Source organism: Moorella thermoacetica (assembly GCF_001267405.1).
Taxonomy (GTDB): domain Bacteria; phylum Bacillota; class DSM-521; order Neomoorellales; family Neomoorellaceae; genus Neomoorella; species Neomoorella thermoacetica.
The window spans coordinates 1976367-1989227 of the sequence record NZ_CP012369.1; the positions used below are offsets into that span (position 1 = coordinate 1976367).

The following is a 12861-nucleotide window of genomic DNA, read 5'->3' on the forward strand; positions in this document are numbered from 1 at the left end:
CCAAAGTAGAAGGGTGAGGTGTAAAGTTGGAAGTGGGAGGCAGGTAAAAACCGGCTTGCCAGGCACCAATCTTGATTTCGTCGTGTTCTTCCCGGCTATAGTTTAGTCCTCCCAGGGCCCGAGGTCAATGATCGGGCTGACGTCGGCCAGGCGGCTTTCCTGCCTGGAGGTTATCAGCAACCCCCGCGGGATAGTGACCGGCTCTGGTGCCGGAATCTTGAAGCCACCCCAAAATTAAGTCACGTTTAATCTTATTCAACTTTTTTTAGTAAATTCCTGCTTGCAGGGTGCTCTGGAAATAAAAATATTGCATGGCATCGATACAGGTCTGGGCCTGCTCTGCGGCCGAATATGGGAGGATGGAGACATGGACGTGGCCCGGGCCACCGGAATGGAGAAGGCCGAGATTGGGCGGGGCCCGGCCGGAATAATTACAGGACGGTAATTTTTCCAGGGATAAACTCTCCCTGACCGGCCCGGCCCAGGAAACGGCCCAGGTCATAAATAAGCCGACCCCGTAGATAGGTTGCTTCCACGTACCCCTGGAGAGCAAAGCCCTCAAAGATGGTATAAGCTGCGGCAGAATGCAGGTCAGAAGCCTTGAGTATAACCTCCTGGCTGGGGTCGAAGACCACCAGGTCGGCATCGCTGCCCGGCGCCAGGCAACCTTTACGCGGGTAAAGACCGAAAAGGCGGGCCGGGTTGGTGGCCAGCACCCGGACCATTTGCGGCAGGGTCAGCCGCCCCTGGCGTACACCATAAGAATAAAGTAGGGGTAAAAGGGTCTCCGTCCCCGGTACGCCCGAGGGGGTGTTATAAAAAGCCGTTCCGGCAGCCTTCTGTTCCGGGCTGTAGCTGCAATGGTCAGTCGCTACCACCTGGAGATCACCACTGGCCAGGTGCTGCCAGAGAATCCGGTTATCTTTTACCGTCCTCAGGGGTGGGCACATCAGGAAGAGGCGGCTGTCCGGACCGGCATACCTCTCCTCTGTTAGTAAGAGGTAGTGGGGGCAGGTTTCACCAAAGACCTGCTGTCCTCGGGCCCGGGCGGTGGCAATTAATTCCGCCCCCCCGCCGGTGGAGACATGGACGATATAAACTGGCGCCCCGGCCGCGGCTGCCTGGCGGATAACCTTTTCTATGGCCTTTACTTCGGCCGCTGCGGGCCGGCTGTTGGCGTGGTAGGCCGGGTCTGTCTGGCCGGTAGCCTCCAGTTCCCTCCGCCTGGCCGTTACCAGATCATGATCCTCACAGTGAACCGTCACCAGGGCTCCCAACCGCCGGGCCTGCTTAAGCAGGCGGCCGATGGCCGCGTAACCCAGGCACTGCTTGTAGGTGGTAAAGACTTTAAAGCTGGTGACTCCCTGCTCTATTACCTTTGCCAGCTCACCGGTGTCTTCTTCCTGGCCGGGCAGCACCACCTGGTGCAGACCATAGTCAACGCACGCCTGCTCCCGGGCTTCCTCCAGGCGTTTGGCCAGGGCTTCCGTCAAGGGTTCGGCCGGGCCGGCGGGCTCGGCATAATCAATGACGGTGGTAACCCCGCCGCAGGCTGCCAGTCTGGTACCGGTGAACCAGTCGTCGGCGGTCAGGAGCTCGCCGATGGGCATCTGGTAGTGGACGTGGGCGTCGATGGCGCCGGGCAGGATGTATTTCCCGGTGACATCCCTGACGGCAGCCGCCCGGGCCTCCAGGTCCGGGCCTATGGCGGCAATTTTCTCCCCTTCGACGGCTATATCGGCCTGCTCCACCCGCTCCTGGGTAACAACCCAGCCGCCCTTCAGCAAGAGATCCATTTTCTCCGGCGCCTCCTTTGTAATCTACATTATATATCCGCCCTACCTGTCTCTTCCCGGCCGCGGTTCATTTCCCGTACCGAGCCAGGGCTTCCTTTAAGGCCTCCAGGGAGGGCTCCACCCGGATAGGCTCTCCGGCCGCTTTGATGGCATTGGCCACATCCTTGAGGCCGTTGCCTGTTACCAGGACGACCACCTTATCTCCGGATTTAATTATTCCTTCCTGGACGGCTTTGATAAGGCCGGCGGTCCCGGCTGCACCGGCAGGTTCGCCGAAGATGCCGCTGGTCCGCCCCAGGGTGCGCATGGCTGCAAGGATTTCTTCATCGCTGACGTTGATCATCGTACCCCCGGAATCCCTTACGGCCCGCAGAGCCTTTTCTGGATTGCGGGGCACGCCGACGGCGATGCTGTCCGCCAGGGTATTTTCGGGCATGGGTTTTACCCTGGTTCCCTCCCGGAAGGCCCTGGTAATGGGGCAGCAACCCTCGGCCTGGACCCCCAGCATCCGCGGCAGTTTGTCAATCCAACCGGCCTTTTTCAGGTCCACCCAGGCCTTCCAGGCACCGGCCATGGTACAACCGTCGCCCACGGAAAGGACCACCCAGTCGGGTACCTCCCAGTTTAGCTGTTCCGCCACTTCCAGGCAAACTGTCTTTTTGCCTTCTACCAGATAAGGGTTAATGGCGGCATTGCGGTTGTACCAGCCGTGCTCGGCTATGGCCGCCGCCGAAAGCTTGAAGGCATCCTCATAGGATCCCTGAACACTGATAACGGTGGCCCCGAAAATCAAGAGTTGGGCTACCTTCCCTTGCGGTGCCCGTCCCGGTACAAAGATTACCGCCTTCAGGCCCACGGAAGCTGCTGCCCCCGCCAGGGAGGAAGCAGCGTTGCCGGTTGAAGAGCAGGCGACCACCTTAGCTCCTTCGGCCAGGGCTCGGGCCACCGCCACGGCCGAAGGCCTGTCTTTTAAAGACCCCGTGGGATTAATCCCATCGTCCTTGATATATAGCTCTTTCAACCCCAGTTCGTCCCCCAGGCGCCGGGCCCGGTACAGGGGGCTCCAACCCACCCGCAGAGGGGGCAGCGGTCCCTCCTGGGCCACCGGCAAGAAGGGACGGTAACGCCAGAGGGAATGTTCCCGGTTGCTGGCCAGGCTCTGCCTGGAGATGGATTTGTTTATATAATCGTAATCGTATTCGACATCCAGGATGCCGTCCGTCGACCCGCAGATGGGGCAGGTATAAAAGCCGGGCCGGGGTTGATAGGTACGGCTGCAGTTTATACAGCGTAGTTGGGTTATATTGCTCATCTTGAGTCATCTCTCCCGTAAAAACTCTCTCTTCCCACAAGGTATCTCTACTGTCCGCGGAGGGTTCTATCCCACGCTGCCACGTAACAACGTTATCTTCAACCTAACCCCGGGTGTACGGCGTTCCTTCCAGGGGAAGGCTCAAGCGCACCTTGCCGTCGAAGCGGTAATAGGCGCCGGCCACCGCTGCTGCCGTGGGAATGGTGGCCAGTTCGCCGACACCCTTGGCCCCGTAAGCATAAGGGGTACCGCCCTTCTCTATGAGGTGGACCTCCATGGCCGGCACCTGGTGGGACCGCAGGAGGCCCAGGCGGCCCAGAGTCTGACGCTCGGGAATGCCCTCCCGCAGGGGAAAATCTTCCGTCAGGGCGTAGCCCAGGCCCATCACGATACCTCCCTCAATCTGGCCCTCCAGGTTCAAGGGGTTGATGGCCCGTCCTATATCGTAAGCAGCCACCACTTTGCTTACCTTACCGGCGTCGTCCAGGAGTACCACCTGGGTGGCATAGCTGTAGCCCACATGGGTCAGGGGGTGTTCCCGGGTAGAATTAAGGGGATCGGTAACCCCGTGGAACTCGCCCCGGAAGACCCGGCCCTCCAGTTCAGCCAGGGTACGGCCCCGTAGGGCTTCCGCCAGGGCCGCCGCCGCCCGGCGCGTGGCCTCGCCGGTAAAGAGGCTCTGGCGGGAGGCGGTGGTACAGCCGGCGTCCGGAGTAAGGGCCGTGTCGGAGAGGACGCAGTCAATAACCTCCGCCGGCAAACCGGTGGTTTCAGCAACTATCTGAATAAGAACGGATTCCAGGCCCTGGCCCATACAGGCCGCACTGGAATAGATCCTCACCCTCCCCCCTTCGACAGCCAGGTTGGCCCGGCCTGTATCCGGGGTGCCCACCCCCAGACCGACATTCTTAAAGGCACAGGCAATACCAGCGCAGGGACTGGATTCGTAAGCCTCTTTGACCGCCAGCAGGGTCTCTTTAATGCCGATATCCTCACTGACCACTTGGCCGGTGGCCAGGGTGTCCCCCGGCTCCAGGGCGTTCTGCCAGCGAATCTGCCAGGGAGACAGGCCGGTCGCTGCTGCCAGGAGGTTCATCTGGGTCTCCATGGCGAAGTTGGACTGGGGCACGCCAAAGCCCCGGAAGGCACCGGCCGGCGGGTTATTGGTGTAGACGGCCCGGCCGCGAATGGTAACGTTGGGGATGCGGTAAGGACCGGTGGCGTGGGTACAGGCCCGTTCCAGCACCTGGGCTCCCAGGGAAGCATAGGCGCCGGTATCGGCCACCAGGTCGGCCACCAGGGCTACCAGGTTCCCAGCGGCATCGCAGCCGGTTGTCATGGTGATGGTCATGGCATGGCGTTTGGGGTGGCAGAGGATACTCTCCCGTCTGGTCCAGGTGAGCTTAACCGGCCTCTGTGTCGCCCAGGCCAGGAGGGTGGCGTGATGCTGGACGCTCAGATCCTCTTTGCCGCCAAAACCGCCGCCAACGAACCTGTTTATTACCCGTATCTTATCCGGCGGCAGGTTCAGGAGGGAAACCAGCTGGGCATGGATCTCGTAGACCCCCTGGGTGCTGGTGTAAACTGTCAGGCCGCCGTTTTCCGGAACGGCCAGGGCGCTCTCCGGTTCCAGGAAAGCGTGTTCTGTAAAGGGCGTTTGGTAGGTGTTGGTGACTACATGGGCACAGGACCGCAGGGCGGCCTCGGCGTCGCCCTTTTTCACCTGGGTCTCGCTCAGGAGATTGCCACGGGGATGCAGGGCCGGCGCTCCCGGCGCCAGGGCCTCTTCCGGCGAGGTCAGGGGCGGTAGTTCTTCATAATCTACTTTAATAAAATCAAGGGCCGCTCGCGCTTCCCGGGTTGATTTAGCTGCCACCAGGGCCAGGGCGTCCCCGGCGTACCTGGTTTCTTCGCCCACAGCCACCAGGGCCGGCCAATCTTTAAAAATATGCCCCTGGTAACGCTTGCCGGGAATATCATCCGCCGTGAGGACGGCCACTACCCCGGGCTGTTTCCTGGCGACCGTGGTGTCTATGCCTTTAATCCTCGCTCTGGCTACAGGCAGGCGGAAAACAGCGCCGTAGAGCATACCGGGCACCTGCATATCGTCGACAAAGACGGCTTCCCCCAGGACCTTGGGTGGGGCATCGGGACGGAAGAAGGCCTTGCCCAGGCCCGCCGGCTCGCCCCGGTAGGGCTCGATTTCACCCCGCAAGGCCTGTCCTGCCAGGCGTACGGCGGTAATGATTTTCTGGTAGCCGGTACAACGGCAGAGATGGGCCTTCAGGGCCTGGCGGATTTCCGCCTCGCCAGGATCCGGCTGCCGGTCCAGGAGGGCTTTGGCCTCCATAACCATCCCCGGGGTGCAAAAGCCGCACTGGACGGCCCCGGCCGCCGTAAAGGCCCAGGCGTAAATCTCCTTCTCCCGTGGCGTCAGGCCTTCAACGGTTATAATCTCCTGGCCGGCGGCCCTGGCCACCGGGGTCCGGCAGGCCCGTACCGCCTTGCCTCCCATGATTACCGTGCAGGCGCCGCAAGTACCCTCACCGCAGCCGTTTTTGGCTCCCGTCAGGCGCAGATGCTCCCGCAATACCTCCAGCAAGGTGGCTTCCTCATTGACATCCACTTCCCGCTGCTGTCCATTTACTAGCAATTGCAGGTGCATATCCTTCCCCCCCATCTGGTATACTGGCAGCCTGCCAGTCTGCCAGGCACGATTCCCCCTGAAAATACACGGATGGGATATGCCCCTGGTCACTATGACCTGGCTCGCACCGGGACATATCCCCCGTTAAATTGTATCTCTCAAAGCTTCCCTAGCGCATCTCTTTAATCTTGGCGTCGTAGTATTCAATCTTGGCGTACTCGTCGTCCCAGAAGGACTGGCTCTTCATGGAGTCAAGGTATTCCCTGGTATACCCGAAGGGCAACCAGTCTTTTTCCTTCTGCTGGAAGAGGCGTTCCTTGACTTCCGGCTTGCGGGTATCAACAATATAATGGGTGCTGGCCTTGAGGAAAATGTCATTAAACCAGCGCTCCAGGACAAAGTCCTCAATCTCCAGGGTACGTTCGGCCAGGTTTTCCAGTACCGAAGGATAACGATCAAAGCCGTCAGTAGCTACGGTAACTACATTGTCACCGGGACCAAGGCGCAGGTACTTGGCTATTTTAATAGCCCCCAGGATGTTGCAGATACCGGAGGGACCGAAGTTATCCCGCAGGGCCAGGGCGTCGGCCTCTTTGACCCCCATCTTGATCAAGGTCTCCGTCCCATCCTGGAAGACCTTCAAGCCGCGGACGGTATCCTCGTCATGGATCAGGACGATAAAGTCGGTATTCAAGACATTGTGGATGAGGGTGCACATCTTATCGCCGATACCCTCGATGCGGTGCTGGCCGCGACCGCCATTATAGAGGGTGGAGCACTCATAGGGCTCCAGGGCTGCGACTTTACACTCGGGGAAAACCTTCTTAATCTGGTCGCCGGCACCCAGGGTCCCTGCTGAACCGGGCGCCGAGGTAAAGGCGGCAATACGGCCGTTACCGATGCCCTGCACGGCTTCGATGGCGGCATTACCGGTCACATGCCGGTGGAAGCGGTAATTGGGCAGGAGTTCAAACTGGGCCAGGGCAAAGTTCTTGGGATCTTTCTTTAATTCATAGGTCCGCTGCAGGGTCAGGATGACGTCGGACTCGGTACCTGGGGTCAGGTCCAGTTCGCCGCCGTATTTACGAATGCGCTCGTAGCGTTCCTTGCTCATGTTGTCGGGCATAATAACTATCGCCCGGAAACCGAGGAGCCTGCTGATATAGGCGACACCGATGCCGAAATTGCCCGTGGAAGGTCCCAGGATGGTATGCTCGCCGGGCTTGATGACGCCGTCAACACAGCCTTCAATCAAAGTAGCGTAGGCCGGGCCAACCTTATGGGAACCGGATGGGAAGCCTCGCCCCAGGAGAACGACGATATTGGCATCAACCCCGGTCACCTCGGGAGGCAGGACCATCTTTCTTACCTGGTTGTTGGCGTCCTTCCAGGTAATGTTGAAGAGGTTAACAGGATCCAGTTCATCCTCCTTGAGAGCCTTCAGGGCCCTTTGCCGCAGGGCCGGATCGATCAGCGACGGATCAGCCATTTCGGCAAAGGTGGGGCCAAAGGGAATCTTGCCCGCCATATAAATCCCTCCAGTTAAATGTAATGTTACTGAATGCAAAAAACTTCATCCACACTTATTGTATAGTTCGACATGTATAAAATAAACCCTCCTTCTGGGACTAAAATTTAGGAGGGTTTATTTTAATTTTATAGATCTTAGTCTTTATCTATTCAAGCGCCCGTCCCGGTCGCGATGGGCCAGGCGGGAGGAGGCAGCGGCAGCAATAGCGGCTACCAGGTCGTCGAGAAAGGTGTTGACCTTCTCATTTTTCTTATCGTTTACAACGCCAATGATGCCGGGTTTGACTTTATCGAGGTAGCCGAAGTTGGTGAAACCGATGGAGCCGTAAATATTGACGATACTCAAGGCCATGACCTCATCAATACCGTAGAGGCCATCGTCACTCTTCAGCATGGAAGCCAGGGGCTCGGCCAGTTGCCCTTGCTCCGCCATTTCGTCGAGGGCTATCCCGGTAAAAACGGCGTTCTGGACCTCCCGCTTTTCCAGCACGCGTTCTACGCTTTCACGGCAGGCCGCGAGGGTCAATTCGCGGATATATTTCTTCTGGACATCATATACCAGGCGGGCGATATCCTCCAGGGTCACCCCTCGCCGCTCCAGCCAGGCTACGGCTGTTTCTTTGAGGAGCTGACTGCTGGAATATTGGGGTTTCTCCTTTAATTGGGCCACACTCACCTCTACTACCCCCTCTCAGAGATAAAACAAGTAAACCTATTCTAACACAGTTTTGTTTCTGGCGAAAGAGAGGGGCTGGCGAATGGCGTTTCACCCGTCTCACCATTTATCTACTACCTGGACAAAAAAATCAGGATATATAGCCTTTAAGGTGCAGGATAGCCTCCAGGACGCCGCCGCCAATGGCCCGGGCTTTATCAGAAATGGTGAAGCAGTAGTCCCGCTCACCCCTGGGGTCGACATCGCCGGCTTTCTGGCCTGCAGTCACCTCGAGACCATCGTGGAGAACACCCCGCAACACGCCGCCGATCTGCGCCCGCAGTGGAACATCGTTAACTGTAGCCACCGTTTCCCCGGCCTTTACCGAGTCGCCGATTGCCTTGCAGCTCTTGAAGATACCTGCTACCGGTGCTCGCAAGACCCTTTCTTCCCTGTAGCCCATGACCTCACCGGGGATGCCGGTATTGGCCGCCGCCGCCCCCTGCCAGATTACCCGGCCCAGGTAGTGGCCGCGTTGGGTTTCAATGACCGCATGGGCGTCCGTGCCGGCGGTAAAGCCGGGACCGAGGGCAATGACAATGGGAGCCTGGTCGATGCGCGTCCCAAGGTTGGTCTTGGCCAGGATGGCGTCGACAACTACCCGGGGCTTCAGGGCGGCAATAACCTCCGCCCGGGGGTCCACCAGGACGGCAACCTCCCCCTGCCAGGTTACCCTCAGGGCACCTTCCGGATCGGAAACCAGGCGGGCGGTGACCCCTTCGACCGTTATTTCCCCGCTATATACAGCTTCCGCGAATGCCACTGCCCGGCGAATTACCGTCGGCCTGGGGATCTCTGTCATGATCACCTGAAAGCCGGACTGGTGCAGGCGGTGGGCCACCCCGCTGGCCAGGTCGCCGGCCCCTTTAATAACTACTAGTTCCCGGGCCACTGCTCTCCTCGCTCCTCCTAAAAAATAGCTCTTATCGCACCCGCTTTGCCTTTGCGTACCGGTCAGAGTTAAATATCATTTAACTATATTGTACATCTGTCCGCTATTTTAGCAAGGACTATTTTCCTGCAACCAGGCCCGGTAATCAGCCGGGGTATCGATATCCTGAAAAATCCCCGGGCAGGAGACTTCCACCGGCAAGACCTCTTCTGGATATTCCCGGATAATTTCCCGGGCGCCGATGTCTCCCTTAAGGTTCAGGATTTGCGGCCAGAGGCCGCGATCGATAAGGACAGGATTCCCCCGCCGGCCGCGGTAAACCGGGACAATTATCCTCCTGCCCCCCGGCCGGTAGGCTTCTAAAAGCTGCCTGAGGACAGACGGCGTAACTCCCGGCTGATCGGCCAGGACAAAGAGGGCCGCCGGGGTCCGGGGCGGCAGGGCCGCCAGGCCGGCTTGCAGGGAGGTGCTGAGGCCCAGGCGATAGGCTGGGTTAATGGCCAAATCTACCTTTAAACCTGCCAGGGCGGCAGCCGTTTTATCGCTTTCATGGCCCAGGACGACAACGACTTTGTCCCCGGCGGCTTCCAGGGCGGTAAGCACCACCCGGCGTACCAGGGGCTGGCCCTTGAGGGGCAATAAAAGCTTACCACCACCCATCCGCTCCCCGGCGCCGGCGGCCAGGACGATAACCCCCACCTTGCCGGCCGGAGGGTCCGGGCCCCCAAGGACCTGGCGTACCGGGTTTGCAGTAGCCACCGCACCCAGGATCACCTTTTCCCCGCCGGCGTTAAAGATGGCGGCGGCTACCTCTCGTCCCCGACGTAAAAGGTCGTAACCCTCGGCCTGATTGAGGAGGGCCAGCCAGCGGGCCCCCGGCGGTACTCCTTTGCGGCCCCCATCCGGGTAGGCCAGAACCCTGGCTACATCGGCTGTCGCCAGGGGACAGTCCTCTCCCCGTCCCAGGAGTCCGGCCACTAGTCGGGGCCGGTGGACAAAGGGCGGGGCCAGGGGCTGGCCCAGGACCGGCAGGCCGGCTACCGCGATCACCATGGTCGTGACCGGCGGGATGACCGGCTCATGGGCCGCCGGGGCTTTGAGGAGGGCGCCCGCCGCCCCATCACCTTCCAGGAGCAGGTAATCGACGTCCAGATCGCCCAGGGCCGCTACCGTGGCCGCGTCAAGACCTATTACCTTGCCCCGGTCATCGATACCGGAACCGCAGGTAATCAGATTTTCTCTCTGCAAGCGGTACTTGACAGTTTTCGTTAAACAGTTACCGTCACTGTTGAGAATAGGTTCGGCCAGGCGGGAAAGCTGGCCGGGGAGCATCCTGGTGGTAGGGGCTACAATTACCCGTTTCCCGGCGGCCGCCAGCTCCCGGGCCAAACAAATAAGGGCCGAAGTCTTACCCCCGGCCCCCACCATGGTAATAATCTCCTTGGCTTGTAAATCTAAAGCCTGGCGCAGTTGCATTGAGATACAAGTCCTTCCCCTAGAATTGCGGCGGGGTAATAGCGGAAATAAAGACCAGTTCTTCCTCGCCAACGCTCCAGAGTTTATGGGGGATTGAGGCGTAATAGTAGATACTATCCCCCGTTTCTACCCGGAAAACCTCGCCACCGATATCTATTTCCATAACCCCCTGGAGCACGACGATGCACTCCTCCCCCGGATGGGCCAGGGGCTCGTCACAGCTGGCCGCCCCCGGTTCCAGGCGGGCCATCATAACCTCCATATTGCGGTTCAGATCCGGAGACAGCAGTTCATAGGTCAGGTGGGACTGGGGAAAGCGCAGGACCTTGCGCTGGTCTTTCCTGACCACCGGGCTATGATCCTCAGGGTTTAAGAGAAAATAAAAGATCGGAATATCCAGGGCCTCGGCAATCTTACGCAGGGATGTGATTGACGGGTCTGCAAGGTCCCGTTCAACCTGGCTCAGGAAGCTAGAAGTCAGGCCCGTTTTTTCGGCCACATCCTTAAGGCTCATCCCCCGCTCCCGGCGCAATTGGCGTATCTTTTTCCCTAGCACTCCCCTATTACCTCCAATGGTTCAATAAATACGTCCATGACGCCGCCACAGACCATGCCTTCGTCTTCGGCCGTGTCGGCCGTCAGGTCCAGGTGATAAATCTCCGGGCGCCCCCTGTCCAGGACCATTAGAGCCCGCTGGCGAATGGCCGCTTCGGCGCAACCACCGCCCACTGTACCCTGGATATGGCCATCGGCGCTGATAAGCATCCTGGTACCAGCTTCCCTGGGGGCCGAACCCTTAACCTGGATAATGGTCGCCAGGGCGCAGCGCTTACCCTGTTGCAATGACTTAATGACTTCACCGATAAGCTCCCGGTCCATATCCTTCGCCCCCCTGCTTTAGGCTGCTGCAAGTCATTAAAGATAATTACAACGCAGCTAACACTTTTTCCTCCTTTTTCAGGAGATTTTAATCCATTTTTTCTTGCTTGGGCGGTCATAAACATGAGCAAGTAAGCAAAGGCTAGCAGAAGTAACCCGATGGTTAAAAAATTACCGCCAGCTCATGACTGGCGGCAATATCTAAACTCCCCGGCGGTACACCCGGATAATCTCCGCCAGGATACTGATAGCGATCTCGGCAGGGGTCTCGGCGCCGATATCCAGGCCTATGGGAGCATGGACCCTCGCCAGTGCCTGCGGATCGACCCCCTCCTCCAGCAGGCGTTCCCTTACCCCCTGGACCCGGCGCCGGCTGCCAATCATGCCGATATAAGCCGCCGGGGCCTGGATGACCGCCCGCAGGCACTCATAGTCATAGCGGTGGCCCCGGGTGACAATGACGATAAATGTAGATGGATTGATCTCGATCTCCTGGAGAGCGGTGGTAAAGGGAGCGCAGATGATCCGATCAGCAGCCGGAAATAAAGCCTTGTTGGCAAAATCGGGCCGGTCGTCCACCACCGTTACCCGGTAACCTACCAGTTTGGCCGCTGCCGCCACCTGCTGGCCTACATGGCCGCCGCCAAGGATTAAAATCCGGGGTTCAGGAAGCACCGGCTCCAGGAAAAGGGTGATGTTACCACCTTTAACCTTCACGGTTTCCAGCCGGGGCTGGTGCCCGGCCAGGACCTCTGGCGCCACCTCGCCCAGGGTCTCCTCCAGGACGGCTGCTCCCGGCCCTTCGTAGCGGCCGTCAGGCATCCAGAGGAAGTGAGAACCGACCGCCATACCAGGGACCTCTCCTTCTACCTTGACCACTGTAGCCGCTACCGCTGGTCGCTGTTCTTCCAGGGCCGCAAGCAGCTCCTGGAAAAAAGCCAGTTTACCCATTCTGAGCCAGCCTCCCCCCCTTAGGACCGTCCAGGCAGAAATCGACAAACTCAGTCATGCTGGCCACCAGTACCTCCGGGCCGGCGGCCAGGATCTGGTCCCGGGGCACCCTGCTCCAGCCGGCGGCCACGCTGGTGACGCCCGCTGCCCGGGCCGCCTGGATATCGTGAGGACTGTCGCCGATCATGGCTGCCGCCCCCGCCTCCACTCCCAGGAGTTCCAGGCCGTAACGGACAGGCTCCGGGCCCGGCTTGTGGCTGGTTACGTCCTCGGCGGCAACGATCACCGGGAAAAAAGAAGTCAAGCCACAGAGTTCCAGACCGTAGAGGGTAGTATCACGTAATCGAGAAGTGACTACTCCAAGTTTAATACCGGCCTGCTGCAATCGTTGCAAACCCTCACGGACCCCAGGACAGGGCCGGACCAGGTCATCAAAGTGCGCGGCACTATAACGACGATACTCATGGAGCATCTCGTCCAGGTGGTCGGGCATGAAAGCGGCCAGGCCCTCCTTCAAGGTAACACCAAAGTAAGGGTAAACCTCCTTCGGGGCCACCACCCGGCCCAGGTAGGGCGCCAGGGTATGCTGGAAGGACTTGATAACCAGCTCGGAAGTATCCACCAGGGTGCCGTCAAAATCAAAAAGTACGCCGGCAAACAAGG

12 protein-coding genes are annotated in these 12861 nt (G+C 59.4%); 1 reads left to right on the top strand and 11 read right to left on the bottom strand.

The window, feature by feature from the left end; genetic code table 11:
* Nucleotides 1–307 precede the first annotated feature (307 nt).
* The gene (locus MOTHE_RS13335) at nucleotides 308–445 is read left to right on the top strand and encodes a hypothetical protein (RefSeq protein WP_158499116.1); all 138 of its coding nucleotides are present in this window, start codon (nucleotides 308–310) and stop codon (nucleotides 443–445) included.
* Here the strand turns inward: MOTHE_RS13335 and hydA are convergent.
* From hydA to MOTHE_RS09905, 11 genes are all read right to left on the bottom strand, one after another.
* On the bottom strand, nucleotides 432–1796 hold the full coding sequence (hydA, locus tag MOTHE_RS09855; protein WP_053095005.1) for a dihydropyrimidinase: 1365 nt from the start codon (nucleotides 1794–1796) through the stop codon (nucleotides 432–434). The genes MOTHE_RS13335 and hydA overlap by 14 nt on opposite strands.
* 67 nt (nucleotides 1797–1863) lie before the next feature.
* A complete protein-coding gene (locus MOTHE_RS09860) occupies nucleotides 1864–3108 on the bottom strand; it encodes a threonine synthase (RefSeq protein WP_011393494.1) in 1245 nt (414 codons plus the stop codon).
* A 103-nt stretch (nucleotides 3109–3211) separates the two neighbouring features.
* The gene (gene xdh / locus MOTHE_RS09865; protein WP_080997196.1) at nucleotides 3212–5773 is read right to left on the bottom strand and encodes a selenium-dependent xanthine dehydrogenase; all 2562 of its coding nucleotides are present in this window, start codon (nucleotides 5771–5773) and stop codon (nucleotides 3212–3214) included.
* A gap of 151 nt (nucleotides 5774–5924) precedes the next feature.
* The gene (locus tag MOTHE_RS09870; protein ID WP_053095006.1) at nucleotides 5925–7283 is read right to left on the bottom strand and encodes a PLP-dependent cysteine synthase family protein; all 1359 of its coding nucleotides are present in this window, start codon (nucleotides 7281–7283) and stop codon (nucleotides 5925–5927) included.
* 144 nt (nucleotides 7284–7427) lie between these two features.
* The gene (locus MOTHE_RS09875) at nucleotides 7428–7961 is read right to left on the bottom strand and encodes a phosphatidylglycerophosphatase A family protein (RefSeq protein ID WP_011393497.1); all 534 of its coding nucleotides are present in this window, start codon (nucleotides 7959–7961) and stop codon (nucleotides 7428–7430) included.
* A gap of 130 nt (nucleotides 7962–8091) precedes the next feature.
* Nucleotides 8092–8892: a selenium-dependent molybdenum cofactor biosynthesis protein YqeB gene (gene yqeB / locus MOTHE_RS09880; protein WP_011393498.1), complete on the bottom strand. Its 801-nt coding sequence runs from the start codon at nucleotides 8890–8892 to the stop codon at nucleotides 8092–8094.
* 108 nt (nucleotides 8893–9000) lie between these two features.
* A complete protein-coding gene (gene mocA / locus MOTHE_RS09885; protein ID WP_011393499.1) occupies nucleotides 9001–10368 on the bottom strand; it encodes a molybdenum cofactor cytidylyltransferase in 1368 nt (455 codons plus the stop codon).
* Between the two features lie 19 nt (nucleotides 10369–10387).
* Nucleotides 10388–10924, bottom strand: a complete 537-nt coding sequence (locus MOTHE_RS09890) for a helix-turn-helix domain-containing protein (RefSeq protein ID WP_011393500.1) — start codon at nucleotides 10922–10924, stop codon at nucleotides 10388–10390.
* Nucleotides 10918–11247 (bottom strand): XdhC family protein, encoded by a 330-nt coding sequence (locus MOTHE_RS09895; protein WP_011393501.1) that lies wholly within the window; start codon nucleotides 11245–11247, stop codon nucleotides 10918–10920. The genes MOTHE_RS09890 and MOTHE_RS09895 overlap by 7 nt, the downstream gene beginning before the upstream one ends.
* 201 nt (nucleotides 11248–11448) lie before the next feature.
* Nucleotides 11449–12198 carry an XdhC family protein gene (locus MOTHE_RS09900; protein ID WP_053095008.1) on the bottom strand — a complete coding sequence of 250 codons (750 nt, stop codon included), beginning with the start codon at nucleotides 12196–12198 and terminating at the stop codon, nucleotides 11449–11451.
* Nucleotides 12191–12859, bottom strand: a complete 669-nt coding sequence (locus MOTHE_RS09905) for an HAD family hydrolase (RefSeq protein WP_011393503.1) — start codon at nucleotides 12857–12859, stop codon at nucleotides 12191–12193. The genes MOTHE_RS09900 and MOTHE_RS09905 overlap by 8 nt, the downstream gene beginning before the upstream one ends.
* Nucleotides 12860–12861 lie beyond the last annotated feature (2 nt).

What these genes read in the sequence shown, in the direction of transcription:
- hydA (WP_053095005.1), bottom strand. Translation starts at nt 1,796, where the DNA reads ATGGATCTCTTGCTGAAGGGCGGCTGGGTTGTTACCCAGGAGCGGGTG.
- MOTHE_RS09860 (WP_011393494.1), bottom strand. Translation starts at nt 3,108, where the DNA reads ATGAGCAATATAACCCAACTACGCTGTATAAACTGCAGCCGTACCTAT.
- xdh (WP_080997196.1), bottom strand. Translation starts at nt 5,773, where the DNA reads ATGCACCTGCAATTGCTAGTAAATGGACAGCAGCGGGAAGTGGATGTC.
- MOTHE_RS09870 (WP_053095006.1), bottom strand. Translation starts at nt 7,283, where the DNA reads ATGGCGGGCAAGATTCCCTTTGGCCCCACCTTTGCCGAAATGGCTGAT.
- mocA (WP_011393499.1), bottom strand. Translation starts at nt 10,368, where the DNA reads ATGCAACTGCGCCAGGCTTTAGATTTACAAGCCAAGGAGATTATTACC.
- MOTHE_RS09895 (WP_011393501.1), bottom strand. Translation starts at nt 11,247, where the DNA reads ATGGACCGGGAGCTTATCGGTGAAGTCATTAAGTCATTGCAACAGGGT.
- MOTHE_RS09900 (WP_053095008.1), bottom strand. Translation starts at nt 12,198, where the DNA reads ATGGGTAAACTGGCTTTTTTCCAGGAGCTGCTTGCGGCCCTGGAAGAA.